At 71.3% G+C, this 25,968-nt stretch carries 24 protein-coding genes; 15 read left to right on the top strand and 9 right to left on the bottom strand.

Going from position 1 to position 25,968, the window contains the following annotated elements; all coding sequences use genetic code 11:
* Positions 1 to 24 precede the first annotated feature (24 nt).
* Positions 25 to 1,839, bottom strand: a complete 1,815-nt coding sequence (locus JJ683_RS07055; protein WP_200172557.1) for an AMP-dependent synthetase/ligase — start codon at positions 1,837 to 1,839, stop codon at positions 25 to 27.
* A 358-nt stretch (positions 1,840 to 2,197) separates the two neighbouring features.
* On the opposite strand from JJ683_RS07055, the gene JJ683_RS07050 reads away from it, so the two are divergent.
* From JJ683_RS07050 to JJ683_RS07015, 8 genes are all read left to right on the top strand, one after another.
* On the top strand, positions 2,198 to 2,590 hold the full coding sequence (locus JJ683_RS07050) for a polyketide cyclase / dehydrase and lipid transport (protein WP_200172555.1): 393 nt from the start codon (positions 2,198 to 2,200) through the stop codon (positions 2,588 to 2,590).
* A 143-nt stretch (positions 2,591 to 2,733) separates the two neighbouring features.
* Positions 2,734 to 3,168, top strand: a complete 435-nt coding sequence (locus JJ683_RS07045) for an SRPBCC family protein (protein ID WP_200172553.1) — start codon at positions 2,734 to 2,736, stop codon at positions 3,166 to 3,168.
* A gap of 35 nt (positions 3,169 to 3,203) precedes the next feature.
* On the top strand, positions 3,204 to 4,352 hold the full coding sequence (locus tag JJ683_RS07040) for an ArsA family ATPase (RefSeq protein ID WP_307810743.1): 1,149 nt from the start codon (positions 3,204 to 3,206) through the stop codon (positions 4,350 to 4,352).
* The gene (locus JJ683_RS07035; protein ID WP_200172549.1) at positions 4,349 to 4,795 is read left to right on the top strand and encodes a hypothetical protein; all 447 of its coding nucleotides are present in this window, start codon (positions 4,349 to 4,351) and stop codon (positions 4,793 to 4,795) included. Before JJ683_RS07040 ends, JJ683_RS07035 begins: the two co-directional genes overlap by 4 nt.
* Positions 4,792 to 5,805: an ROK family protein gene (locus tag JJ683_RS07030; RefSeq protein WP_200172547.1), complete on the top strand. Its 1,014-nt coding sequence runs from the start codon at positions 4,792 to 4,794 to the stop codon at positions 5,803 to 5,805. The genes JJ683_RS07035 and JJ683_RS07030 overlap by 4 nt, the downstream gene beginning before the upstream one ends.
* A 163-nt stretch (positions 5,806 to 5,968) precedes the next feature.
* Positions 5,969 to 6,724: a lysophospholipid acyltransferase family protein gene (locus JJ683_RS07025; RefSeq protein WP_200172546.1), complete on the top strand. Its 756-nt coding sequence runs from the start codon at positions 5,969 to 5,971 to the stop codon at positions 6,722 to 6,724.
* 42 nt (positions 6,725 to 6,766) lie between these two features.
* Complete coding sequence (locus JJ683_RS07020) at positions 6,767 to 7,321, top strand: polyadenylate-specific 3'-exoribonuclease AS (protein WP_200172544.1); 555 nt, start codon at positions 6,767 to 6,769, stop codon at positions 7,319 to 7,321.
* Positions 7,322 to 7,365: 44 nt separating this feature from the next.
* Positions 7,366 to 8,754 (top strand): class II 3-deoxy-7-phosphoheptulonate synthase, encoded by a 1,389-nt coding sequence (locus JJ683_RS07015; protein ID WP_200172542.1) that lies wholly within the window; start codon positions 7,366 to 7,368, stop codon positions 8,752 to 8,754.
* Positions 8,755 to 8,781: 27 nt separating this feature from the next.
* Here the strand turns inward: JJ683_RS07015 and JJ683_RS07010 are convergent, their stop codons facing one another.
* Positions 8,782 to 11,088, bottom strand: coding sequence for a Stk1 family PASTA domain-containing Ser/Thr kinase (locus JJ683_RS07010; protein WP_200172588.1), 2,307 nt, complete (start codon positions 11,086 to 11,088; stop codon positions 8,782 to 8,784).
* 244 nt (positions 11,089 to 11,332) lie between these two features.
* Between JJ683_RS07010 and JJ683_RS07005 the strand changes: the two genes are divergently transcribed.
* Positions 11,333 to 11,710, top strand: coding sequence for an Rv2175c family DNA-binding protein (locus tag JJ683_RS07005; protein WP_200172540.1), 378 nt, complete (start codon positions 11,333 to 11,335; stop codon positions 11,708 to 11,710).
* On the opposite strand, the gene JJ683_RS07000 is transcribed toward JJ683_RS07005, so the two are convergent.
* From JJ683_RS07000 to JJ683_RS06985, 4 genes are read right to left on the bottom strand one after another with little or no spacing between them, the layout of a single operon-like run.
* Positions 11,613 to 12,677 carry a squalene/phytoene synthase family protein gene (locus JJ683_RS07000; protein WP_200172586.1) on the bottom strand — a complete coding sequence of 355 codons (1,065 nt, stop codon included), beginning with the start codon at positions 12,675 to 12,677 and terminating at the stop codon, positions 11,613 to 11,615. The two genes, JJ683_RS07005 and JJ683_RS07000, sit on opposite strands and share 98 nt — an antisense overlap.
* Before the next feature lie 18 nt (positions 12,678 to 12,695).
* Positions 12,696 to 14,330 (bottom strand): alpha-(1->6)-mannopyranosyltransferase A, encoded by a 1,635-nt coding sequence (locus tag JJ683_RS06995; RefSeq protein ID WP_200172538.1) that lies wholly within the window; start codon positions 14,328 to 14,330, stop codon positions 12,696 to 12,698.
* Positions 14,330 to 16,054: a phytoene desaturase family protein gene (gene crtI / locus JJ683_RS06990; RefSeq protein ID WP_200172535.1), complete on the bottom strand. Its 1,725-nt coding sequence runs from the start codon at positions 16,052 to 16,054 to the stop codon at positions 14,330 to 14,332. The genes JJ683_RS06995 and crtI overlap by 1 nt, the downstream gene beginning before the upstream one ends.
* Positions 16,054 to 17,112, bottom strand: a complete 1,059-nt coding sequence (locus tag JJ683_RS06985) for a polyprenyl synthetase family protein (RefSeq protein WP_307810740.1) — start codon at positions 17,110 to 17,112, stop codon at positions 16,054 to 16,056. The genes crtI and JJ683_RS06985 overlap by 1 nt, the downstream gene beginning before the upstream one ends.
* Positions 17,113 to 17,439: 327 nt before the next feature.
* Between JJ683_RS06985 and metF the strand changes: the two genes are divergently transcribed.
* Positions 17,440 to 18,372, top strand: a complete 933-nt coding sequence (gene metF / locus JJ683_RS06980; RefSeq protein ID WP_307810739.1) for a methylenetetrahydrofolate reductase [NAD(P)H] — start codon at positions 17,440 to 17,442, stop codon at positions 18,370 to 18,372.
* A gap of 19 nt (positions 18,373 to 18,391) precedes the next feature.
* On the opposite strand, the gene JJ683_RS06975 is transcribed toward metF, so the two are convergent.
* The 3 genes from JJ683_RS06975 to JJ683_RS06965 all read right to left on the bottom strand — a co-directional run bounded on the left by JJ683_RS06975 (position 18,392) and on the right by JJ683_RS06965 (position 21,647).
* Positions 18,392 to 19,150, bottom strand: coding sequence for an LppM family (lipo)protein (locus JJ683_RS06975; RefSeq protein WP_307810737.1), 759 nt, complete (start codon positions 19,148 to 19,150; stop codon positions 18,392 to 18,394).
* A 156-nt stretch (positions 19,151 to 19,306) separates the two neighbouring features.
* A complete protein-coding gene (locus tag JJ683_RS06970; protein ID WP_200172531.1) occupies positions 19,307 to 20,971 on the bottom strand; it encodes a phytoene desaturase family protein in 1,665 nt (554 codons plus the stop codon).
* Between the two features lie 22 nt (positions 20,972 to 20,993).
* Complete coding sequence (locus JJ683_RS06965) at positions 20,994 to 21,647, bottom strand: GNAT family N-acetyltransferase (protein WP_200172529.1); 654 nt, start codon at positions 21,645 to 21,647, stop codon at positions 20,994 to 20,996.
* A 258-nt stretch (positions 21,648 to 21,905) separates the two neighbouring features.
* On the opposite strand from JJ683_RS06965, the gene JJ683_RS06960 reads away from it, so the two are divergent.
* The 5 genes from JJ683_RS06960 to ftsL all read left to right on the top strand — a co-directional run.
* A complete protein-coding gene (locus tag JJ683_RS06960; RefSeq protein ID WP_200172527.1) occupies positions 21,906 to 22,460 on the top strand; it encodes an SAV_6107 family HEPN domain-containing protein in 555 nt (184 codons plus the stop codon).
* Between the two features lie 186 nt (positions 22,461 to 22,646).
* Complete coding sequence (locus JJ683_RS06955) at positions 22,647 to 23,096, top strand: SCO2097 family morphological protein (RefSeq protein WP_200172525.1); 450 nt, start codon at positions 22,647 to 22,649, stop codon at positions 23,094 to 23,096.
* A 526-nt stretch (positions 23,097 to 23,622) separates the two neighbouring features.
* A complete protein-coding gene (gene mraZ / locus JJ683_RS06950) occupies positions 23,623 to 24,054 on the top strand; it encodes a division/cell wall cluster transcriptional repressor MraZ (RefSeq protein WP_200172522.1) in 432 nt (143 codons plus the stop codon).
* Between the two features lie 190 nt (positions 24,055 to 24,244).
* Positions 24,245 to 25,243, top strand: a complete 999-nt coding sequence (rsmH, locus tag JJ683_RS06945; protein ID WP_200172520.1) for a 16S rRNA (cytosine(1402)-N(4))-methyltransferase RsmH — start codon at positions 24,245 to 24,247, stop codon at positions 25,241 to 25,243.
* Positions 25,244 to 25,406: 163 nt separating this feature from the next.
* The coding region (ftsL, locus tag JJ683_RS06940) for a cell division protein FtsL (protein ID WP_504739230.1) at positions 25,407 to 25,968 on the top strand (562 nt) is incomplete at its 3' end.

Below are 25,968 nucleotides of genomic sequence, written 5' to 3'. Positions count from 1 at the left end.
ACGCGGGGACGGCCGGCCTGGACGTCACTTCGCGTAGATCGCCTCGATCTCCCCGGCGTACGACGCCGCGACCACGTTGCGCTTGAGCTTCATCGTGGGGGTGATTTCGCCGGTTTCCTCCGAGAAGTCCTTCGGCAGGATCCGGAACTTCTTGATCGACTCGGCGTGTGAGACGGTGCGGTTGGCGGCCTTGACCGCCGCGTCGATCTCCGCCACCAGGTCGGGGTCGGCCGTCAGGTCGGCCACCGTGGCGTCGCCTGGCTTGCCGTTGCGTTCCTTCCAGGCGGGCCACGCATCCTCGTCGACAGTGACGAGCACCGCGATGAACGGCTTCTGGTCGCCCACCACCATGGCCTGGCTGATCAGCGGGTGGCTGCGCAGGCTGTCCTCGAGCCCGGCGGGGGCGACGTTCTTGCCGCCGGCGGTGACGATGATCTCCTTCTTGCGGCCCGTGATGGACAGGTAACCGTCGGCGTCGAGCGAGCCCAGGTCGCCGGTGTGGAACCAGCCGTCCTCGAGCGACTCGGCGGTGGCGGTCTCGTTGCGCCAGTAGCCGTCGAACACCACGGGGCCGCTCACCAGGATCTCCCCGTCCTCGGCGATGCGCGCCGAGTTGCCGGGCAGCGGGCGTCCGACGGTGCCCACCTTGATGTGGTCGACGGTGTTCACTGCGACGGCGGCCGTGGTTTCGGTGAGCCCGTAGCCCTCGTAGATGGTCACGCCGATGCCGCGGAAGAAGTGGCCCAGCCGGGCGCCCAGCGGGGCACCGCCAGAGATCGCGATCTCGCACTCGCCGCCGAGCGCCGCGCGCAGTTTGGAGTACACGAGCTTGTCGAACAGCGCGTGCTGCGCCTGCAGGAGCAGCCCCGCGCCGCCGTCGGCCTGTGCCCGGCTCCAGGCCACCGCCACCTCGTCGGCCCGGTCGAAGATTCGGCCCTTGAGCGGGCTGTCGTCGTGCGCGCTCTGCCGGGCGGTGTTGTAGACCTTCTCGAACACGCGCGGCACCGAGAGGATGAAATTGGGCTTGAACTCCCCGAACGTGGGCACCAGCGTGGGGATGTCGGAGAAGTGGCCCAGCGTGACCTTGCTCTGGAACGCGGCGATGCTGATCGCATGCGCGAGGACGTGCGCCATCGGCAGGAACATCAGCGAGCGGCGTCCCCGGCGCAGCTCTGTGTGGAACGCGGCGATGGCGCCGTGCGACTCGGCCAGGAGGTTGCGGTGCGTCAACCGGCAGCCCTTGGGGCGGCCGGTGGTGCCGGAGGTGTAGATGAGCACGGCGGAGCTGTCCGCGGTGAGCCCGCGGACGCGGTCGTCGATGACGGAATCCGCCACGCCCGAGCCGCGTTCGGCCAGATCCGCGATGGCGCCGTCCGGGGTGTCGCCGCCGGGATCGATCTGGAACACCGAGCTCAGCGCCGGCGCCGCGTCACGGATCGGCGCGACGGTGGCGGTGTGCTCGTGGTGTTCGACGATGAGGACCTTGGCCTGCGAGTCTTCGAGGATCCACTCCACCTGCCCGGTGGACGAGGTCTCGTACACGGGGACCGTCGTGGCACCGGCGGCCCAGATCGCGTAATCGAGCAGAGACCATTCATAGCGTGTGGCCGACATGAGGGCCACGCGGTCGCCCGGTTCCACGCCGGAGGCGACGAGCCCCTTGGCGGCTCCGCGCACCTGTTCCGCGAAATCGTCGGCGCGCACCGGGGTCCACCTGCCGTCGACGAGCCGGTCGAACACCGCCAGCGCGGGGTCGCTGGCGGCGAAGTCGAAGACCGCGTCGACGGCCGAGGCGTCATCGGCGACGGTGAACGTCGCCGGAGTCGTGAATTCTTGCACCTGAGGTCCTCCCGAGCGCTGGAGAGCGCCGCGCGTGACGGGTTCGCAGTGCCGCCTCCGCAATGCCGAAGGCCGATCCGTGCGCGCCGCACTCCTTGCCGAACAATCTGGGTCGAGCTGTGTGGGGCCGTTGATCCCGCGTGGCCGGCCGGGCCGGAGCCGGCCACGGACGGACCGGACTCCTGACCCGACGGTCACCTTTCTTTCAGGCAGCTTAACCCGTGGGTCACTCGGGCCGTGCGGTGTCCACTGGCCGCGGGCGCGGACTCGCGGCCGCACGCGGGCGTCGGCCGGACGATGCGGTCCTGTGCGCGGGGGCGATGTGTGCCCGTTCACCGTGCTATGTGATGCTCGTTCCGTGACAGGAATCCAGGTCGCGGATCAGGGCTTCATCGCCGCCCCGGCGCACGACGTGGCCGCCTCGGTGCGCAATGCGCGCAGCTGGCGGCGCTGGTGGCCGGATCTGCGGCTGCGGGTCAGGGAGGACCGTGGCGACAAGGGCGTCCGCTGGGCGGTGACCGGGCCGCTCGAGGGCACGATGGAGGTGTGGCTCGAGCCGGTCCTCGACGGCGTGGTGATCCACTACTTCCTGCACGCGGAGCCGGTGGATCCGTCCGCTTCCGCGGGCGGACAGGCGGCGGAGAATCGACGGCGCAGGGTGGACGGCAAGGCGATGGTGTTCGAGGTCAAGTCGGTCCTGGAGGCCGGAAGGGCCGCGGGAGAGCCGCCGCGGAATCGTGCGGCAGGGTAGATTCCAGCCGGATCGGCCGCACCCGGGACCGCGGTTCGGGGCGGCAGGCGGGGTTTCCGGGCCGCCCGCGGGGCCGGGCCGGTGCGGCCTGCGGCGGCCGGGGTCGCGGCAGCGGCGCCGATGGAGAGGAAGCAAATCTGACGATGGCAGACAGTACGAGCGGTGCGATCACCGTGGCGGAGTCGCCGGACGTGGTGATGGCGACCATCGCCGACCTCGCGGCCTATCCTGAGTGGGTATCGGCGGTCACCTCCGTCGAAGTCCTGGACACGGGGGCGGACGGGCGCATCCGGACGGCCAGATTCGTCATGGACGCGGGAATGGTGAAGGACACCTACGTGCTGGCCTATGACTGGGCCGCCGACGGGATGTCGGTGAGCTGGGACCTCGTCGAGGGGCAACTGCAGAAGTCGCAGCACGGCTCCTACTCTCTGGCCCGGCGCGACGGCGGAACCGAAGTGGTCTACCAGTTGGCCGTCGACCTGCACATCCCGATGATCGGCCTTCTCAAGCGCAAAGCGGAGAAGGTCATCATCAACACGGCGCTGGGCGAGCTGAAGAAGCGGGTGGAGGCCTGAGCGAGCAGGATGTCGCGGGGACCCGGCTGCGCTTCGTGGTCGGGAAAGGCGGCGTGGGCAAGTCGACGATCGCCTCCGCGTCGGCGGTGGCGGCTGCGCGCGCGGGTGAGCGCGTTCTCCTCGTCTCGTTGGACGAGGCCCATTCTCTGCGGGACGTGTTCGGCGCCGACATTGCCGACATCGCCGACAGCGCCGACAGCGCCGACATCGCCGTGACCGGGGCGGTGGGACGCGGCTCGCTCGAGCTCCGCGAGGTGGACACCCTGGCGCTCGCGGCCCGCAGGTGGGGCGCGCTGACCGGATCGGCACTGGGCCCCCGGATCGCGGAGACGGCGGGGGAGCTGCTGCCGGAGGAGCTCACCGCTGCCCCCGGCGTGCAGGAGTTCCTGGGCATGGCCGAGGTGGCGGACCTGGCCGCCTGCGGCCGCTGGGATCGTGTGGTGGTCGACTGCCCGCCCACGGGGGCGGCGCTGCGCATGCTGGAGATTCCGTCGGCCCTGTCGGCGTACCTGGAGAGGCTGTGGCCGCGGCACCGTCGTCTGGGGCGCATCCCCTCGTCCGCCCGCATGCTCGCGGCGGTGGGGGCCGCCGAGCAGCTCGAGTCGTCGGCCTCGCGCATCGGGACGCTCGTGGGCGACGGCGCGCACAGCGCGGTGACGGTGGTCACCGCGCCCGGTGGCGTCGCGGCCGCGGAGACCCGCCGCGTGCTCACGGCGCTGGGGCTCGCGGGTCCGCCGGTGCATTCCGTGGTGGTCAACCGTTCCCGCGGTGCGGACGGGGCGGAGGCCTACGACGGCCTTCGCGTGGTGCGGGTGCCGGAGGCGGAGGACGAGCCGGTCGGTGTGGCGGCGCTCGCCCGGCTCTCCGAGGCACTCGATCGTGCAGCGGATTCCGCCGGCCCGGCGACGGCGACGTCCGCGAGAGGTTCCGCGTCGGCGACGACCGTGCACCTCGAGTCGGGAACCGGCCTCGATTCGGTGTACACGTTGTCGGTGCGGATGCCGTTCGCGGACGAGGTGAAGGCGGGGAGGGCCGGCGACGACCTGGTCCTCACAGCGGGAGGAGTGCGCCGCCGCGTGCCGTTGGCGCCGGTGTTGCGCCGGTGCACCGTGCAGGACGCGACCCTGGGCAAGGGGGTCCTGCGCATCCGTTTCCGGCCGGACCCGGAGGTGTGGCCGCTGTGAACGAGTCCGGCAACGGCCCGCACGACCACGGGGACCAGGGCGGCGCCGCACAGATCAGTGACGAGGTGCGCGAGGCGCTCGCCGGGTTCCTCGCGGCGGTCACGCCGTTGGTCGCGCAGATCTCCCCGGGGCCCGCGGCGCCGGAGTCGTCGTGCACCTGGTGCCCGCTCTGCGCGCTCGTCGCCCTGTCGAAGGGGCAACAGCATCCGCTGTTGACGGTTCTCGGCACGCAGGGGGTGGCCATGCTCACCGCGCTGCGCGACCTGCTCGTCGACTCGGTCCGCGACCACGACGGCGCCGCCGCGCATGCAGGCGGCGGGCCCGCGCAGGACGACCGGTCCACCGATCCGGGAGGCCGGGCAGAGCCTTCGGCGTCCAGCGCGCCGCGGTTCGAACCGATCACGGTCGCGGTGGACCGTCCCGGCGACGGGGATGCGCCATGACGGAGCCGGGCCGCGGCGCGGGCACCGGTGTCGGCCCGGCCATAGGTATCGACGTCGGCGGGACCAATCTGCGCGCGGCGGTGGTCGACGCGGCCGGGGCCACGGTCGAGGTGGTCTCGGCGGTCACGCCCTCGGAGCCCGACGCGCTCGATGCGGCACTCGTCGACGTGATCGGGGATCTGGCCGGCCGGCACGCGGTGTCCGCGGTGGGGCTCGCTGTGGCGGGTTTCGTCTCCCGCGACCGGCAGGTGGTCCGGTTCGCGCCGCACCTGCCTTGGCGGGACGCCGCCGTGCCGGCGCGGATCGCGGCCCGCGTGGGGCTGCCGGTGGTACTGGAGCACGACGCGAACTCGGCCGCCTGGGGCGAGGCGTGCTTCGGGCCCGCGGGGGCGGGGGAGAACGTCGCCGTCGTGGCGATCGGTACGGGTATCGGCGCCGCGCTGCTCGTCGACGGGGCGCTGTACCGGGGTTCCAACGGTGTCGCCCCCGAACTCGGCCATCTGCCGGTGGTCCCTGGCGGCCGTCCGTGCGCGTGCGGCAAGTCGGGGTGCTTCGAGCGGTACTGCAGCGGGACGGCGCTCGCGGCGACGGCGGCGGAATTGCTCGCGGCGCACCAGGACCGCCCATCGGTGCTCGCGCGTGCCGGCAGCGGCGTGACGGGCGCGGCGGTGGCCGATGCCGCGGCGTCCGGCGACGCGGTGGCCCTCGAGGCGATGGCGGACTTCGCGCACTGGCTCGGCGTGGGACTGTCCATCGTGGCGGACGTGTTCGACCCGGACCTGATCGTCGTCGCGGGCGGCGTCGCCTCGTCGGCGCCGCTTTTCCTCGACGACGCGCGCCGCGTGTATGCAGGGCTCGTCACCGGCGCGGGGCACAGGCGGCTGGCCCGGATCCGGCGCAGTGAACTCGGCGTCGCAGCGGCGATGATCGGTGCCGCGGAGCTGGCGCGCCGGGGAGCGGCCGCGGCGGAGGCGGGCCGGATCGCCGGCGGCCGGGCCGAAGATCCGTGATGTGGCGCACAATGGGAGCGTCGGCGGGCGTGGTCGGCCGCATGTCAGCGGGCCCTGGGGTGTGAGGAGTGCGGCGGTGCCTCTGTGGTGACGTGCACCGCAGCTCGGTAGAGTACCCGGGGGCCATCGAGGTCGGGCGATCGGGCAAACGGAGGAGTGGGGTATGTGGTATTGGCTGTTCAAGCAGATCTTGATCGGTCCACTGCTGCGCGTCCTCGGACGCCCCCGCATCGAGGGCCTGGAGAACATCCCCGTGGACGGCCCCGCGATCCTGGCGAGCAACCACCTGGCGGTGGTGGACTCGCTGTATCTGCCGCTGATGGTGCCTCGCAGGATCACCTTCCTCGCCAAGAGCGAGTACTTCACCACCCCCGGGCTCAAGGGGCGCCTCAACAGGTTCTTCTATTCGGCGTCCGGCCAGGTGCCCGTCGATCGCCGGGGCGGTGAGGCCGCGCAGGCCGCGCTGCGCACCGCCAGCCGCGTGCTGGAGGAGGGCAACCTCCTGGGGCTGTACCCGGAGGGCACGCGGTCCCCGGACGGGCGATTGTACAAAGGCAAAACGGGGATCGCGCGCATGGCGCTCGAGTGCGGGGTGCCGGTGATCCCGGTGGCCATGATGGGTACCAACGTCATGAACCCCATCGGCTCGAAGAGCTACCGCCCCACCAAGATCACGGTCCGGGTGGGGGAGCCGCTGGACTTCAGCCGCTACGAGGGGCTGGAGGGCAGCAGGTTCATCGAGCGCGCTGTGACCGACGAGATCATGTATGCGCTGATGAACCTCTCCGACCAGGAATACGTCGACATCTATGCCGCCAGTCTCAAGGACGGCGGCCCGGCCAAGGTCGGCGCCGCCGCGGCGCGTGACGCGCGTGAGGCCGCCCTGCGGCCCCGCATCCCCGACACCGAAGCGAGCTGACCGGAATCCCGGGGCGGCGCGGCCCGCCACTATTGTGGGCGGGTGCGCTACTTCTACGACTGCGAGTTCATTGAGGACGGCACCACCATCGACCTGGTGTCGATCGGGGTCGTCGCGGAGGACGGGCGTGAGTTCTACGCGGTGTCCACGGAGTTCGACCCGTCGCGCGCCGGCCGGTGGGTGCGGGCCAACGTCCTGGACAAACTCCCGTCACCGTCGTCGCAGGCGTACCGCTCGCGCAGCCGCATCCGGGAGGACCTCGCCGGGTACCTGCTGCAGGGGCGCGATCCGCGGCGCGTCCGTCCCGGGGAGATCGAGCTCTGGGCGTGGGTGGGGGCGTACGACCACGTGGTGCTGTGCCAGCTGTGGGGCGACATGACCGCCCTGCCCCGGTACATGCCGCGCTTCACCCGCGAGCTGAAACAGCGCTGGCAGGAGTGCGGGAGCCCGGCGTTGCCGCCCGCGCCCGGCGACGCCCACGACGCGCTGGCCGACGCCAGGCACAACCTGGCCAAGTTCCGCGCCATCGACGCGGCCCTGGCCGGCGGGCACCCGGACGGCCCGTCGCCGATGGGACGGTCTGCGGGAGGATCTTAGGACCTCGCATGCGCCCGGGTCCCGCGGCCGCTTAGGCTGGGGGGGTGAACTGGACTGTCGACGTGCCCATCGACCTGTTGCCCGATCTCCCCCCGCTGCCGCAGAGCATGCGGGAGCAGCTGGACGCGGCGCTGGCCAGGCCGGCCGCGCAGCAGCCCGGGTGGGACCCGGACCACGCGCGGGCCATGCGCACCGTGCTGGAGTCGGTGCCGCCGATCACGGTTCCCGCCGAGGTGCAATCGTTGCAGGACAAGCTCGCGGAGGTCGCCCGCGGCGAGGCGTTCCTGCTGCAGGGCGGCGACTGCGCGGAGACCTTCGCGGACAACACGGAGCCGCACATCAGGGGCAACATCCGCACGCTGCTGCAGATGGCCGTCGTGCTCACTTACGGCGCGAGCATGCCGGTGGTGAAGATCGCGCGGGTGGCCGGCCAGTACGCCAAACCCCGGTCGGCCAATACGGACGCACTGGGCCTGCTGTCCTACCGTGGCGACATGGTCAACGGATTCGCTCCGGACGCCGCGGCGCGTGTGCACGATCCGTCCCGTCTGGTGCGGGCCTACGCCAACGCGGCGGCCGCGATGAACCTGGTGCGTTCGGTGACCAGCTCGGGGATGGCGGACCTGCGCAAGGTGCACGACTGGAACCAGGAATTCGTCCGGACCTCGCCGGCGGGTGCCCGCTACGAGGCTCTGGCCGGGGAGATCGACCGCGGTCTGCGTTTCATGGACGCCTGCCGCGTCACCGATCCGGCGCTGTACAGCTCGGACATCTACGCCAGCCACGAGGCGCTCGTCCTCGACTATGAACGCGCGATGCTGAGACTGGACACGGAAACCTCCGACCAGCCCCGGCTTTACGACCTGTCCGCGCACTTCCTGTGGATCGGCGAGCGCACGCGCGGCCTCGACGACGCGCACATCGCCTTCGCGGAGCTGCTGTCGAACCCCATCGGAGTGAAGATCGGACCCGGCACCACCCCGGAGATGGCGGCCGAGTACGTCAAACGGCTGGACCCGGACAACATGCCCGGTCGTCTCACGCTCGTCTCGCGCATGAGCAACGCCAAGGTGCGCGATTTCCTTCCGGCGATCGTCGAGAAGGTCGAATCCACCGGCCACCAGGTGATCTGGCAGTGCGACCCGATGCACGGGAACACCCACGAGTCCTCCACCGGATACAAGACCCGCGATTTCGATCGGATCGTGGACGAGGTGCAGGGCTTCTTCGAGGTGCACAACCGCCTGGGGACGCACCCGGGCGGCATCCACATCGAATTGACCGGCGAGGACGTCACCGAGTGCCTGGGCGGCGCGCAGGCGATCTCCGACATGGACTTGGGCGGCCGCTACGAGACGGCATGCGATCCGCGGCTGAACACCCAGCAATCGCTGGAGCTCGCTTTCCTGGTGGCGGAGATGCTGCGCGGCTGACGGTTCGGGCCGAAGCGGGGATAACGATCAGGGCACGGCGGTGATGGTGACCGTTGCACCCGGCCTGATGTGCGTGCCGGACGACGGAGACTGGGCGATGACCAGCGAGTTGTCGGAGTCGAGGAGCTGGCGTACGCGGGCGTCGACGCCGAGGCCTGCGAGCGTCGACCGGGCGGACCCCACAGTGCCCCCGACGAGGTTCGGTACCACGGTCGTGTCGGAGACGTAGACCGTGACCCGCGCGTGCGCGGGATCCACCCGCTCGCCGGCGGCGGGGGAGGTCCTCCCGACGGTTCCCGCGCGCGCGTCCGTACCCGAGGTGGTGCCGCCGTCGACCATTTCTATACCCGCATCCGCAAGCGCCGACCGGGCTGCTGACGGCGACTTGCCGGACACGTCGGGGACGATGATGGCGTTCGAGACGACGAGCGTGACGCGGCTGTCGGCGTCGACCACCTCGCCGCGGGCGGGGTCGGTGGCGGAGACGCGCCCCCCGTCGACGTCCGGGTCGAAGGCGGTCCGCTGCCCGCCGACACGCAGATGTGCGTCGGCGAGAATCTTCGTCGCCTCCTCCGGTGTCTTTCCGGCGACGTCGGGGATGTGGACCGGCGGCGGCCCCTTGCTCGCCGTGACGGTAACGGCGGAGCCGACGGGAACCACCGTGCCGGACGCGGGATCGATCCGGATCACGTGATCGGCGGGAATGGTGACGCTGTACTCGTCGGACCCCATGGTGGGCTTGAGGGAACGCTCCTTCAGCTGCGCCAGGACGGCGCCGACGGTGGTGTCGCCGCTGAGCTGCGGGATAGAAGGGCGGCCGAGCGAGACGCTGACGGTGACCGTGGACCCGCGGGACACGCGGGTGCCGCCGGAAGGGTTGATGCCCATAACCTGGTCGACGGGCGCGGAATCGGAGTACACACCGCGCACCTCGGGGTCGAGGTCAGCGTCCCGCACCGCGGCGAGCACCGCGGCCTTGTCCATGCCGGTGGTGGTGGGCACGGTGGTGAGTCTGCCGGACCCGAACCACCAGCCGGCCACCCCCAGCAGTATCGCGAGTACCGCGATCATCGCCGCCCAGGCCGTCGCCGACCGCCGCGAGCGGCGCCGCTGGCGGGTGGCGGCGTCACCGTAGGGTCCGTCGGCCGCCGCCGGGGGCCCGTCGTCGGGACAGTGGTCCGGCGGCCGACCGTATCCGCCGTCGGCGGGGGGATCCTGGCGCGGGTGCATCGCAGTGTATTGGCGGGTCGCGGACGGTCCGGCGTCGTCCGGCGTCAAGGACTCCGGCCCCGGTGCGTCGTCGTCGCCGGAGGCGGTTGCGGTACCGGCTGCAGCAGCACCGACGGCCCCGGCCGCGACCCCGGCCGGCAGGACGGTTGTCGAGTCGGTGGACCCGTCCGCGCCGTCGGCCGTGCGCCCCGTTCCCAACGCCGTCGTCGCATCGTCCTGCCGCGGCGGCGGCACCACCATCGAGCGGTGCTGTGCGGAGTTGCGCGGCGCGGGCACTCGGAAACGCGGCAGGCGGAGCCGGCCGGCGACGGACTCGAGCGCCGCCCCCATCTGCCCCGCATCCTGGAACCTGGCGGCGGGATCGCGTTCGGTGGCGCGGCGCACCAGCTGATCGAACTCGCGCGGAACCCCCTCGATGACGTTCCCCGGGGCGGGCACGTCCTCCTCGATGCGCCGGTAGGCGACGGCCAGGTTGGTGTCGCCGGTGAACGGCGTGCGGCCCGTGAGCATCTCGAACAGGAGCACGCCCATCGCGTAGACGTCGCTGGCCGGTCCTGCGTGCCCCGTGCTGACCTGCTCCGGAGCAAGGTATGCCGCCGTGCCGAGCATGACGCTGCTGGACGTCGCATGGGTGCCGGCGACGGCCCGTACCAGGCCGAAATCGGCCAGCTTGACGTCGCCGTCGTCGGAGATCAGCACGTTCTCGGGTTTGACGTCCCGATGCACCAGTCCTGCGCGGTGGGCTGCGGCGAGCGCCGCGAGAGCCGGCCGGGAGACCGCGGTGGCCGCATGCGGTGGCATGGGGCCCCGCTCGCGCAGGAGCTCCCGCAGGGTGCCCCCTCTCACTAATTCCATGACAAGGAAAGCGTGCTCCCCGTCGATTCCCTGGTCGTACACCGACACCAGGCCGGGGTCCTTGAGACCGGCCACCGACCGGGCCTCGAACTCGAAACGGGACACGAACGCCGGATCCGCGGCGAATTCCGCGTGCATTACCTTCACGGCCACCTGCCGGCCCAGGCGCTGGTCGGTCCCGCGGAAGACGGTGGACATCCCGCCGCGGGCGATGGGCGCCTCGATGAGGTAGCGGTTGTCGAGCACCATGCCGACGAGTCGGCTGACTGTAGGGCTCAAGTAGTGCACCTCCTGGTTCCGGACCGGCCAACCATATTATCGGTTCTGCGGCGGCGATGGTTATCGCCTCTGCGGCGGGGACGGCTATCGGCTCCACGGCAGGGAAGGTTGTCGGCTTTACTGCCGGGAGGGTTGTCGGCCCCGCGACTGAATAGAAGGTCGGCTCCGGGGGAGGGTGCAACTGGTGCTCGGACGGTGCCGCTACCGTGGTGGTGTGAGCACCTTCCCCGTCTGCGAAGACATACTGGACGAGTCCGTGGAGCTGCTGCAGCTGCCGGATGTGGCCAAACTGCTGTCGGTTCCCGTGACGCACACCCACGAGCTGCTGCGTCGGCACGAGTTCATCGCGATCCGCCGTGAAGGGGTCGTCGGCGTGCCCGCTCAGTTCCTGACGGTCGACGGGCAGGATGGAAAGGTCGTCCGGTCGTTGCCGGGGACGATTGCCCTGCTCCGCGACGGCGGTTACTCGGAAGGCGAGATCCTGCGCTGGTTGTTCACTGACGACCCGTCGTTGCCCGGCCGTCCCGCCGACGTGCTGCGGGGAGATCACGCGCGTGAGGTGGTGCGGCGGGCGCAGGCGATGGCGTTCTGACCGGGGAGCCGATACCGCCTGGCCCACGGTACGGCCGGCAGGCCTCGCGCACCGCCAGCAGGCACCGGCGCGCAGGGGGCACGACGGTCCGCCTGTCGAACACCCGGAAGCCGCTGCGTTCGACGGCGGTGAGGATCTCCGCGTACACCGCGGTGGCGGCGCGGACGCACATCCGTTGGCGGGGCGCCAGCATCGCCGCGCCCGGCTCCGCCCTCCGATAGTGCTCGCGGGCGCGCCCGGCGAAGTGGGCCAGCGCGGCGCGCACCGCGGCGTCGGGGCGGCCCGACCGCCGCGCATCGAGGAGGCGTTCCGCGTCCACCCCGAATTCCGCCAGCTCATCGAGCGGCAGATAGATCCTGCCCCGGTCGAGGTCCTCGCCGACGTCGCGCAGGAAGTTCGTCATCTGGAATGCGACGCCGAGCGCGGCCGCGGGCTCGGCGGCCGCCTGCCCGGCGCCGAGCACCGGAAGCATCTGCAGTCCGATCACCGCTGCGGACCCGTGCATGTACTTTTCCAGCATCGCCATCGTGGGGTAGTGGGCGACGTGCTCCGCGGTGCCGGGGATGTCCATCCGCATCGAGTCGAGGAACGCGGAGAACAAGGCCGGGTCCAGCCGGTATGCGCGGGCGGTATCGAGGAAGGCCGATGAGACGCGGCCGTCCATGTGCGGTATCCGGCCGTCCTCGTCGTGGGCGAGAGCGTCGGCGACGGCCGCGTCGATGTCCTGGAGCCGGCGGGACAGCTCCCCGGGCGAGACGCCGGTAGGCGGCAGATCCACCAGGTCGTCGACGCTGCGGGCGAAAGCGTATAGCGCGCTCACGGCGGGCCTCCGCCGCCGGGGGAGTATGTGCGCGGCCAGGTGGTAGCTCTTGCCGTGTGCGGCCGCGATCCGTCGGCAGTGGGCGTAGGAGTCATGGAGCGTGGGCGCTTCGGTGGCGGGTGCCGGACCCCGCCGGGGGTGGTGCATCGGTTCGTGGAGCACGGCTCAACAGTCCCCGTCGCCGACGGCGCGCGGCGCGGCGGCTGCGCGCGGACGGGCCTGTCCGCCGTCGCCTCGCAGGAGCCTGCGCAGCCTGAGAGGGTCCTCGCGGTGCAGTGCGATCGCCGCGACAGCGGCGCAGCCGGCGGCGAGGAGCACGTGATACCACTGGTACATCCCGATGGAGCCGTCGGGCCGGAAGATGAGCATCGTGAACACGCTGAACGCGGCTACGGCCGACATCGCGCGGCCGGAGACCACCAGTCCGGATGCCACCGCGAGCGGCCAGGTGTAGTACCACGGCAGGGTGGCGGGGGAGAGTACGACGACGGCGATCATGGAATACAGGACGCCGTGCATGGCCTCGTGGACGGAGTGGCGGAAACGCGCGACGATCAGCACGACGATCACCACCAGTGCGGCCTCGCCGATGAGTCGTGCGATCTCCAGCGCCGGGGCGAGCCCGATCCCCGTGAACCAGGATGTGGCGACGGTGTAGAGCTGTGCGGTCGCGGTGGGCAGGGAAAGCCAGTTGATGATCTTGTTGGCGCCGGACAGCGCCGTCATCCAGCCGACGCCGATGCCCGCGGCGACCGTGGCCGTCGCGAAGACGGCCGTGAAGACCAGCACCGACGGCACGGCCGTGCGCACGAACTCGCGGAACCAGTGTGGCGGCACGGTGCCGTGTGTGCGGTCGTCGTCGCGCCGGTGGCGTATCCAGATCCACACCATGAACGGCAGCGCGGCGCCGGCCGTGGCCTTCACCGTGACGGCCAGCGAGATCACTGCGATTCCCAGTAGATGTTTGCGCTCGAGTACCGCGACGATGCCGGCGGTGAGCAGGGCGACCATGAGCAGTTCGTTGTGCACGCCGCCGATGAGGTGCACGAGCACCAGCGGGTTGAGGACCGCCACCCACATGGCGATGGCGGGAGACCCGCCCAGGTTGCGCGCCATCCGGGGTATCGCCCACAACAGCAGCGCGAGTCCGGGCAGCATCACCAGTCGCAGCGCCATGGTGCCGGTGACCACGTTGTCGCCGGTGACCATGGTGACCCCGCGGGCGATGAGGATGAACGCGGGGCCGTACGGCGCGGTGGTCGTCGTCCACACCGTGCTGACGTTGTCCAGCAGCGGCCCCGGATTGACGGCGGGGCCCACGGCGTACGGGTCGAAGCCGTCGCGGAGCAGAGCCCCCTGCGCGAGGTAGGAATACGCGTCGCGGCTGAACAGGGGCACGGAGAACAGCATCGGCACCGCCCACGCCACCGCGAGGCCGCCGAGCTGAGAGGGGGTGAACCCGCCGGCGCGTACCGCACGGCCGATGCGCACCCAGGAGTAGAACATGAGCACGAGGCCGACGTAGACGAGCGTGCCGGAGAGGATCTTCCCGTGCCCGTAGCGCAGCCAGGACAGGAAGACCGTATCGAGCAGCGGGTCCTGCCGGCGCAGCGCGCCCGAGCCGAAACCGCCGAACACCATCAGCACTACGCCGAAGAAGCCCGGCCAGGCCATGCGGCCGGGGCCGTGGAGGACGAAGGTCGCCGCCTGCCGCACGCGGCCGGCGGGGGTGGGCGCGGCACCGTGTTCCGCGTCCGCGGCGGGGCCGGATGCCGGCGATGCCAGGGGGCGCAGGTTCATCAGCGCTGATCAGCCCCCTGTGTGCCCCCCGGGGCGGTGGCCGGGGCGGATGGACGTGAACGGCTCACACTACCGGAGCGGCCTTCGGCTCCCCCCCTCGGGCGCCCCCGGTGACGTGCCCGTCCGCCGGTGATCCGCTCGGCGGCCAGACGGCCGGAGATGAGCGCCGTGGGCACGCCCACGCCGGGGTTGGTCCCGCACCCGGCGAGTACCGTGTTGTCGAGCCCGCGCACCAGGTTGGGGCGTCGGAACGGCCCGGTCTGCCGGAACGTGTGCGCGGCGGAGAACGGACTGCCCGCGCCCATTCCCTGCGCGGCCCAGGTGGCGGGGGTGAGCACGCGGTCCACGCGCAGACCGTGGTCCGGATCGGAGATGCCGGTGTATCCGCGCCGCTCGAGGACGGACAGGATGTCGTCGGAATAGGACGCGCCCAGCTCGTCCCACGGCAGCGGGGCGCTGTGCAGATTGGGGCACGGCGCCAGGATCGACAGCAACTCCCGCGGGCCCGTGGCGTACTGCGGGTCGAGCCCCGGGTCGGTCAGCCCCGGCCTGGTGAGCAGCAGCGAGGGGTCGGTCATCAACGAGCCGCGGCCGGGACGCGCGCAGATCTGCGCGAAGGTCTCGTCCCATGCGTCGCCGAAGTCGATCGTGTGGTGGTGCGGGCGGTCCCAGGAGCTTCCCGCCGCGCCGGCGGGCACGGCCCCCCGCGCTCGTGCGGTGTCAAGCGGGATCGTTCCGTGCAGCACCACCGCGGACGGCGACCACTGCGTGCGGCGGAACCGTCCTCCGGCGAGCGTGTGATGCCGCGGTGCTCCCGCGGAGGCCAGAAGCGCGTCGACCACCGGAAGATCGGGGGTGAGCACCAGCGCGTCGCAGTTGTGGATGCGGCCGTCGGAGGTGAGCACTGCGTGGGCGCGGCCGTCGGCGACGTCCACCGAACGTGCCTGTGCGCAGTACTCGATGACCCCGCCGGCGCGGACCACGGCGTCGGCGAGAGCCCTGGTCACCGCGCGCATCCCGCCGGCGGGGAAGTACACGCCCAGCGAGGTGTCCATGTGCGGGATCGCGCCGTAGACGGCCAGTGCCTTGCGGGGTGCGAGGCCCGCGTACAGCGCCTGGAAGGTGAAGACCCGCCGCAGGCGGGGGTCGCGGATGAAGCGGGCCACGCGTGGGCCCAGCCGGCCGAAGCCGCCGAGCGCCGTCACCCTGGCCAGGTCGGCGAGCGCCCCCGGCGAACCGACGAGGTCGAGAGGGGAGTCGAACGAGGCGTCGAGGAAGCGGTCGAACTCCGCGGTGAACATGCGCTCGAGCCACGTGCGCAGCTGCAGGTAGCCCTCGACGGCGGCGTCGCCGAAGACGCGTGCGATCTCCGCGGCCATCTCGTCGGGGTCGCTGTGCACGTCGAAGACCGTGCCGTCGGCGAACCGGGTCCGGTAAGCGGGGGTCAAGCGTGTCAGGCGCAGCGCCGGCGAGGTGTCGGCACGCGTCATCCCGACGGCCGCCAGGGCGTCGTCGATCAGCTCGGGCATCGTGAGGACGGTGGCTCCGGAGTCGGCACGGTAGCCGGGTCCGTCGAGGACGCCCATCCGGCCGCCGGGCTCGGCGTCGCGTTCGAGGACGGTGACCTGCCGTCCCGCGCCGAGTAGATGCAGGGCCGAGCACAGACCGGACAATCCGGCGCCGACGACCACGACCCGGGAGGACGGGCCGGTGACGGTGCGCATCACAGGCGCCGGTGCGCGGCCGCCGTTATCATCGACCGCAGCAGAAGCGCACCCTCGCCGGTGGCGCTGCCGGCGTCCAGCGCGGTGTGCGCGCGGTCGGTGAGCTCGGCGATCATGCGCTCCACCTCGTCCACGGCCCCGAGGCCCGAAATGATCTCACGCAGGCCCGCGACCTGTGCATGGGTGAGGTCGGTGCCGATGCTGCTGCGCAGCAGGGCGGCGGAGTCGGGGTCGGCCGAGTCCGCCTCGGCTAGCGCGAGTGCGAGCAGCACCGTGCGTTTGCCCTCGCACAGATCGTCGCCGGACGGCTTTCCGGTGACGGCGGGGTCACCGAAGACGCCGAGCAGGTCGTCGCGCAATTGGAAGGCGATGCCGAGATCGATGCCGAGCCCGCCGAAGACGCGGAGCATCGCCGGATCGGCGTCGGCCGCGCTCGCGCCCAGCTGCAGAGGACGTTCCACCGTGTATGCGGCTGTCTTGAACCGGTTGACGCGCATCGCCGCGTCGAAGGATTCGTCGCCGCACGACTCGGTGACGACATCGAGGAGCTGACCGCCCAGGACCTCGGTGCGCATCGCGGACCACATCGGCGAAATCCGTTCTTGTGCGTCGGCCGGCAGGCCGCACTCGCGCAGCATGTCGTCGGCCCACGCCAGTGCGAGGTCGCCGAGCAGTACCGCGACGCCCGCGCCGAAATGCGCGGAATCGCCCGACCAGCCGACCTCCCGATGCCGGCGGGCGACGTCGACGTGCACGGTGGGGTGGCCCCTGCGGGTATCGGACGAGTCGATGAAATCGTCGTGGATCAACGCGCACGCCTGCACCAGCTCGAGCGCGGAGCATGCCCGGATCATCGCGTCGGCGGAATCGCCGGTGGCGGCCCCGCCCGCGCAGAGCCAGCCGGTCCACGCGAATAGGGGGCGCATGCGCTTGCCGCCGCGCAGGACGAACTCCTCGAGCAGGTCCGCGGCCTCGGCGAACTCGGCGCCGACGCCCGCGACGACGGGCCGACGCGAGGCGAAGAAGTCCCGGAGCGCGGCGTCGACGGCATCGCGCACCGCCGCGCGGGCGTCCGCCTGCCCTGCGGAGGCGTCCGCCTTCGCAGAGGGTCCGAGCGAGTCTTCTCCGGTTGTCAGGGCAGCCTCCTAGGTGTGCAGCGTCGGATTGTGCGCTGCGGCGACCAGGCGTTCGCGGGGCGCTGCGGCCGGCGCGGCTCCGCGCATACGCGCTACGCGGAAAACTCTACGTCGCGGCCCGATGTGGGGCGCGCCACGGATGCGTGTCGCACGTCACTGCCGGGCGCGGGCGTGGCCGCTTCTGCGGCGCTGACCTTATGATCGTGCAATGGGAATCGGTGCGATCGGGGGAATCTTATGGCTTTGCAGGTGACGGGTACGCCTTCCGTCGTCGAGAGCCTCGCTGCGCACGACTCCGGCAAGACTCCCTTCTCCGTCGAGTTCTTCCCGCCGCGCGATGAGGCCGCCGAGGCGCGGCTCTGGCGGACGGTGCGCGACTTCGAGCAGCTCCGGCCCGCGTTCGTCTCTATCACCTACGGCGCCGGTGGTAGCACCAGGGACCGCACGGTGCGCATCACCGGCCAGATCGCGGAGCACACGACCCTCACGCCGGTGGCCCATCTGACCGCCGTGGACCACAGCATCGACGAGCTGCGCGCGATGGTCGGCTCATACGCGGACAAGGGGATCCGCAACATCCTCGCGCTGCGCGGCGACCCGCCGGGCAACCCGTTGGGGGAGTGGTCCGCACATCCGGACGGGGTGCACTACGCGGAGGAACTGGTGCACCTGGTGCGCGGCCTGGGGGAGTTCCACCTCGGCGTCGCATCGTTCCCGGAGGGGCACCACCGGTCGCCGGACCTCGACCACGACACCCGCTATCTGGTGCGCAAGCTGCGTTCGGGGGCGGAGTATTCGATCACCCAGGTGTTTTTCGACGTGGACGACTACCTGCGTCTGCGCGATCGTGTCGCGGCAGCCGACCCGGCCCAGGGCGCCAAGCCGATCATCCCGGAGATATTGCCGATCACATCGCTGCGCTCCGTGCGGCGGATGGTGGAGCTGTCCGGGTCCGCGCTTCCGCCCGCGCTGGAGGCGAACCTGTCCGCGGCCGCGGGGACGGGACCGCAGGAGGACCGTGCCGCCGTGCGTGAGGTCGGCATCGAGTTCGCGACCGGGATGGCCGAGCGGCTGATCGCGGAGGGTGTCCCCGCGCTGCACTTCATCACGCTCAACTTCTCGCGCGCCACGCGCGAGGTGCTGCAGAATCTAGGGCTGGTCGCGGCACCTGCGGCGAGCTGACCGCGCGCCGCAGGGCGGGTCACTGCCGGGGCTTGGGCGAGGTGTCCCGGCTGCGCCACGCGACGTATCCGGCAAGGGCGGCGGCGGACAGCGCGACGACCGAGACGATGGCGACCCAGAACGTCAGCCCCTTCGACGCCGGATCCTCATAGTTGACGACGGCGTGCATGCTGGTCTGCTCGCCGGTGGGCAGCTTCCAGGTGACGCCGGTGTCGGAGTCACGGGTGCCGTCGGTCGTGGCCGGGCGGGTCGGGAAGTTGATGCTGATCTCCACGTCGGCGCCCTCGGGCACGTTGGACAGGTCGGCGCGGCCGTCGAAGGTCACCGTGTCGCCCGTCCGAGTGAATGTCAGACCGAAGTCCCTGCTGTGGTCGGGCATCATGCGGCCGAGATCGCGCGCTTCGCTGAAGGTGAGGTCGCGGAAGTAGGCCTCGGTGCCCACGTATCCGTCCTGCCGGTAGTCCTGCACGCGGATCTTGTCCTCGAGCCCCTTCGGCACCGTCAACTGTGGGCCACGGTCGTCGCCGGACTTCGGAATGGTCGCCGCGACGATGTGACCCGTCACCCTGTCGTTCTTCGACACGCCCATTGTCACCTGGACGCGCAGGCAGCCGCTGAGCAGCGGCAGCAGCACCGCGAGCAGCAGCACGCCGGCCAAGGCACGCCGCGAACGGCGCGGCAGCCGCAGACGCGGGCCGCGGGGCGGGGCGGGGGAGTCCGCACCGGTGTGCGATGCGATGCGGATGCGCGACGGGACTGGCCGGATTGTGATGGGCACGGCAGTCATCGTGCCAGGTCCGTCCCGACGAACGTGGGAGTGGCACGCCCCGCGTCGTCCCGAGGCGGCCGCACGTCGTCGCGGAGGCGGCCCGCGCGGGCCGCCGGGGGCCCGGAATCAAGCACGTTGTGGTGGCCCGGCCATCGGCCACTCGGACTAACAGCGGCGCGCTCGGCCCCGTGCGGTCGGCAGCAGGCGGCGCAGCGCCCCCGCGCGGGCGTCCCGGAGGACGAGCCGGGCGGCGGAGCGGCCGCTATAGCCGCTGACGCCGCCGCCAGGGTGTGTCGACGCGCCGGTCAGATACAGCCCGGCGAGCGGTTCTCCGCGGCCCGCGCCGGCACCGAGGCCGCTCATCCGCTGACCGGCGAGCTCCGCAGTGGGACGAAAGGCCAGCATCTGATCGAGTGACATCTCGATGTGCATGATGTTGCCGCCGATCAGGCCCAGCTCGCTTTCGAGCTCGGCCGGCGATTGGACGTGGCGGGCCGTCACCGCCGCGCGGGTCCCGGGGGCGAACCGTTCGATCTCGTCCACCACCCTGTCCGCCTCTGCCTCGGCCACGTCCGCCCAGCGGGTGCCGTCGGCGATCCGGTACGGATGCCACTGTGACCACAGCGTCATCTGGTGTTCACCGTCCGGGCACAGCGACCGGTCCAGCGCACTGAACGTCATCGACAGCGCGGCGGGACGTGGAGGGAGCCGGCCCGCAAGCGCGGCGGCATGCCCGGTGCGCAGGTGGGCCCTGTCGGTGACGAGCAGTTGCAGGCCCGCATGGATGCCGGGGCCGGGCCCGCAGTCCGGCGCCGACGGGTACGCGGGCAACGCGTCCGTGGCCAGTCGGACGGCCATGCCGATGCCCGGGCCGACGCGGATGCCGCGGCGCAAATCCGTCGCGGCGGAGGCGGGGACGGCGCCGCCGTTTTCGAGCAGACCGATGGTAGTGAGGATGTGGCATCCGGCCACCACCGTCCGGGCGCGCACCGTCCGACCGTGCGCGGTCATGGCCGACCACCCGCCGTCGGTGCGGCGCAGCGCGGTCACGGCGTCGCCCGTCGTCAAGTTTCCTCCGTCGGCCCGCAGGCGCGACACGAGAGCCGTGGCCAGTGCGCCGCTGCCGCCGACTGCGCGCCCTGGCGGCGCCTGGTGCATCAGGGCGGCGAACCCGACCATCGGCGCGGTGCCGGGCTCGGACATCGGCGGCCCCGACTGCGCCCCGAACCACGCGAGCGCGGCCTTGAGCGGCTCGTCGTCGAAGTAGTAGTCGAGCAGCGCATCGCCTGTGGCCAGGAGCCTGCGCGCCAGGGTGGCGGGCGGATCCCCGCCGCCGAGGAAGGCGGGCATGCCCAGCGGCCCGAACGCGCGGGACAGTCCGGCGGCGCCGGGCGGACGGGAGAAGGCGCGCATCACGCTGCGGGCGAGCGGGGTCCACTCGGTGACGAACCGCCGGTAGGCGTCCGCGTCGCGTGTGCCGCACGCAGCCGCGATGGACGCACAGGTGGCGGACAGGTCGGTCCGGAACACGATGCCCGGGCGGTCTGGCGACTCCGGGGGCGCCGGGGCGAACGCCCACGGGTCGCAGTCGATGTAGTCCAGTCCGTGGTCGGCGAGGCCGAGCTCCTCGATGATCCCGCTCTGCCGGATCATCAGGTGCGCAGACGACCCGCGGTCCACCCGGTGACCGGGGAAGCGTTCGACGGTCGACACCGCGCCACCGGCGACCGTGTCCCGCTCGAGCACCTCGACGGACCAGCCCTCCCGGGCGAGGTAGCAGGCGGCGACCAGGGCGTTGTGGCCGCTGCCGACGACGATCGCATCCAACACCCGGATAGGATATCCGGCGGGATCAGGGCAGCGGCAGCGTGCGGCCGAGTACGGCGAAATCGCGCCGGTCGCCGACGAACCGGAAGTGGCGCAAGACGTCCTCGAATCCCATCCTCCGGTACAGCTGCCACGCGCGGTTCTGCTCCTCGGGGACTTCGGGGGTCGAGAGCAGCACGCGCGATTCGGCGAGGCCGGACAGCAGCCGCGTCAGCAGCGCGGCACCGATCCCTTTGCCCTGGGCGGACGGTGCGACGTGGATCTCGGTGAGCTCGAAGTAATCGGACATCAGTCGGGTGCCCTCCGGCCCGGCGGTGTCGCGCACCGCGGAACGCACCTGCCGGTCCCACCAGTACGCGGGAGCACCGTGGTACCCGTAGGCGATGCCCACCAGCCTGGCCGCCTCAGGGATCGCGGTCGCATCGTCCATCGCCGCGGTCGCATCGTCCATCGCCGTGGCTGCATCGTCCGTCGCCACGGCGGCTCCGGGCCCGGTGTCCGGAATCTGGAAGGCCGCGACCGCCCGCCAGCCGTCCCGGAGCATGTGCTCGGCCCACATGGGTGCGCGGCTGTGTTCGACTCCGCGCGGATAGTGCATCGCAGACACGTAGACCTCGAGGGCCTCGTAGAGGCGTGTGCGCAGGATCGGAGCCGGGATCTCGGAGACGAGCAGGCTCATGAGCAGCGAGCTTTCTGTGTGGTGACAAAGTTGTCGGACGGTCTGTTTAGCATTGCCATCATCGAACCGTTGTTCGATGCCGGATCGTCCGGTGCGGCCCGAGGGAAGCGGGTCGTACCGGGCATCGGGTCCGCCGGGGCCGGCGGGCCGGGCTGCTGCAGTCCGGGGGCGGCCCGACGGAGGCACGGTACCGCAGGGGCGGGGCCCGCACGGCGGAGTCGGGAGGTGTGCGGGTGCGAGCGGGAAAGAGGAGAGGCGATGAGCACGATGAGCACGATGATGAGGTCGGGCGCGGTCGGCGCGGCAGCAGGAATCGACGGCCATGTGCCGTGCGCGGCGCCACCGCGGGGGATCGGAGGGCCAATGGCGTCGCGTCTGCGGTCGCCACGTGCGGCCGCACTGCTCGGCCGCGCCGATGTGCTCCTGTCGGAGGCGTTGTGCGGTGCAGCGGACCGGCCGGCGGAGCGGTTCGCCACCGCCTACGTCGCGGCGGTGCGCGGGGCCGCCGCGGTGTTGGCCGTTTCGCCGCCGCCGCGGGCCCGCAAGGGGGCGTCGCGCAGTGCGTGGGCGAGGCTGGCGTCGGTAGGCCCCGGCTGGAAGGCGTGGGCGGACCACTTCGCGCAGTTCTCGTCCACGCGCGAGGCCGTCGAGGCCGGGGTCACGAGCAGGGTCGACGGCCCGGCGGCGGATGTGCTGGCGGGTGCTGTCAGGGACTTCCTCGACGTGGTCGAGTCGCATCTGGGCGGCGCGGCGGAGCCTGGTTCCGGTCATGGGGATCACCTGGCCGGCCACCCGCTTTCGCGGGCGGGCTGATCCCGCGGGGGTAGGTGGTGCAGGCACTGCGCGACGCTGACGGTTTATCAGATCCGGGGAGTGGGGTATTCGGTGGTACGGTCCGATGCCGAACAGTATTATCGGTGTTAGGCGCCCGTAGTGGACGGGGGCTGGCGCGTTCGGTTCGGCAGCTGAACGCCATGACGAGAAGCCGGGGGAGGTGCCGTGCCACTCTCCGAGCACGAGCAGCGGATGCTCGACGAGATCGAGAATGCTCTGTATGAGGAAGACCCGAAGTTCGCTTCGCAGGTCCGGGGCCGCCGGTTCGGCACCCCCAACGCCAAGCGGCGTGTCCAGGCGTTGTTCATCGCCCTGGTCGGGCTTGCGCTCCTGATAGTGGGGGTCGCCACCAGCGCACTGCACATCGGCGGCTTCCCTGTTCTCGCTGTCATCGGGTTCGTCGTGATGTTCCTGGGCGCGGTGATGCTCATGCTCGGCACGCCGTGGGGGCGCGATAAGGTTCCGGCTTCGCCGTCGGCGCCCGGCCGTGCGGGCTCGGGCCCCGGAAAGGGCGGGGGCGCCAAGGGGCTCAAGGGCCGCTTCAGCAAGCCCAAGTCCGCGGGCAGCTTCACCGAGCGTATGGAGGAGCGTTTCCGACGGCGTTTCGAAGGCTGATCTGCCGAACAGCACACTTCAATACCGACCGCCCGGGTGCGGGCCGCGATGACGGCCCCGCACCCGGGCGGTCTTTCGTAGGCCTGCACGCGGGAAGGCCGGAAGGCCGGAAGGCCGCGTCGCCGCACGCCGGCGCCGTTCCCCACTTCGCCCCACCCCCGCCCCCCACTTTCCGCCACCACGGTCGTGCCGGAGCCGCGCGGGGCGCCCCTTTCGCGTGACTCGGTCGGTGGATTTGGCCCCGTCATCGCGTTGAGCTGCGGGTATGTGTTCCGTGCGGCTCATCGATCCACCAGCGGAGAGGGCGTGTCCAGGGCTTGTGCTCCACCGTTTGCGGCGTCGCTACCAGCGGATTTGATGCGACCCCGCGATGTAGGACGGTGATCGGGGTTGAAAGTGGGGGGAAGTGGGGTACTGTGGTGTCAACGGGTCGTCATCGAGGCGTCCGCCAACGGTCTCCACGCACAGAGGGCCCGGTGCAATCCGGGTCGGACGTGGGAGGAGGCGGTCGAGTCGGAGGTGTCGGATGTTCTTCGGAACTTTCACACCCAAGCTCGATGAGAAGGGTCGGCTGACGCTGCCGGCGAAGTTCCGCGACGCACTGGCGGGAGGTCTCATGGTCACGAAGGGCCAGGATCACAGCCTTGCGGTGTACCCGCGGGATGAGTTCCTCGAGTTGGCCACCCGGGCGGCTTCCGCATCCCGGACCAACCCGGAGGCGAGGGCGTTCGTGCGTGCGCTTGCTGCCGGAACAGACGAGCAGCGTCCGGACGGCCAAGGGCGGATCACGCTTTCGGCGGATCACCGCCGGTACGCGAACCTTTCGCGTGAGTGTGTGGTCATCGGCTCGGTGACGTTCCTGGAGATCTGGGACGCCGAGGCATGGCAGAACTACTTGGAGGCCAACGAAGAGAGCTACTCGCAGGCGCGCGATGAATCGCTCGGCAGCATTTTCTGAGCGCGGCCTTATCGCACGACGCGGTCTCGGCGAATGTCACGAGGCCTCCGCCCGAACGGTCCTGACGTACTTCCCCAACGCCAGGCACGGTCGGCCGGAGACCTCAGGACATTCGCCGCTCCGTTTTCCGAGCCTTACCAGGGCAGATTGACCGGCAGCAGATCGACGTGACCGACCACTGGAGCAGACGATGACCGACGGGGCAGGCAGCGTGCGGCGGCGGTCGGGCGAATTCGGGCATGTCCCCGTGCTGCTCCATCGCGCGGCCGACCTGCTTGGGCCGGCGATCGAGGCGGCGGGCGAGCGGGCCGTCTTCGTCGACTGCACGCTGGGAATGGGCGGCCACAGCGAGTACTTCCTCAAGCATTTCCCCGGGCTGCGGGTGATCGGTCTGGACCGCGACACGCAGGCGATCGACACGGCCTCGCGGCGCCTCGCTGACTTCGCCGGACGCTTCACCGCCGTGCACACCCGCTACGACGGCATCGCGGAGGCACTCGGCGCCGCCGGTATCGCAGAGCAGCGCAGGGTCGACGCCATCCTGTTCGACCTGGGCGTGTCGTCTCTGCAACTCGACGAATCCGAGCGGGGGTTCGCCTACTCGGTGGACGCGCCGCTGGACATGCGCATGGATCCCTCATCGGAGCTCACGGCCGCCACCGTCGTCAACACCTATGCGGTCGCGGACCTCCGCCGCATCCTCAGCACGTACGGCGAGGAGCGTTTCGCGGCCAAGATCGCGGCGGCGATCGTGCGGCGGCGTGCGGACGCGTCGCTCCGGACCACCGGGCAGCTCGTAGAGCTTCTCTACGACGTGATCCCGGCGGGCGCGCGGCGAACCGGCGGCCATCCGGCGAAACGGACGTTCCAGGCGCTGCGGATCGAGGTCAACGGCGAGCTGGATTCTTTGCGGGCCGCGGTACCGGCGGCGCTGGACGCGTTGACGGTTGGTGGCCGCGTCGCGTTCATGTCCTACCAGTCGCTGGAGGACCGCATCGTCAAGCGTGCGTTGGCAGAACGTTCGCGTTCGCGCAGTCCTCAGGATCTTCCGGTGGAACTGCCGGGCACCGGTCCGGAGTTCCAGCTGGTCACCAGGGGTGCCGAGCGTGCCACTGAGGAAGAGATCGCCGAGAATCCGCGGTCGGCGCCTGTCCGGTTGCGGTGTGCCCGACGGATTGCTGGGAGCTGAGATGACGAGCACGATCACCACGCGTGTGAAGACCCGTTCGGAGCCGTCCCGACGCGCGCACTCGCCGCGTCCCGGCGCCGGACGGCGATCCGGGCACCGGGGCAACGGGACCTCCGCAGCGTCACGTAAGGCGTACGACCGGCGCAAGCGTCGCGGATCAGGTATGGGCGCCGGCGCCGCGACCGAGACGGCACTGCGGTTCGCCGGCCCACGGGAACTCGCCCGGCGGATCCCGTTCGTCGTCTTCGTCATGCTGTTGTTCCTCGCCGGCATCGGCATCACGCTTTGGCTGACAACCAACGCCACGGCGCGCTCTTACCAGATCGCCGACGCTCACCAGCAGAACACGCGGCTCGAGGACACGAAGGAGTCGCTGATGAAGATTGTGCAGGCCGGCAACTCCGCACCGGAACTCGCGCGCAAGGCCGCCGAGCTGGGGATGGTGCAGTCCGAGGATGTCGCGCGTCTGGTGGTGGCGCCGGACGGCTCCGTGACCGTCCACGGCGAGCCCAAGCCCGCAGAAGGGCCCAAGCCCGGCGATCTTGCCCGTGTACCCGCGGTTCCGGACACGGTGGCGCCGAGCGCTGGCGCCCCGTCGGCCCAGGGTGTGCTGCCGCCCGCCGACGCCGCGCCGATTCCGCCGGCGGACGCGACGGTCATGGCCGTACCCGCCCCGCCCGGGGAACGCGCCGCGGACACCACGCCGCCGGCCACCCCGGCCGAGG

It is taken from the genome of Tomitella cavernea (assembly GCF_016599145.1).
Taxonomy (GTDB): Bacteria; Actinomycetota; Actinomycetes; order Mycobacteriales; family Mycobacteriaceae; genus Tomitella; species Tomitella cavernae.
The sequence above is the reverse complement of the archived record's forward strand: the minus strand, read 5'-3'. Positions and strand labels throughout refer to the sequence as shown.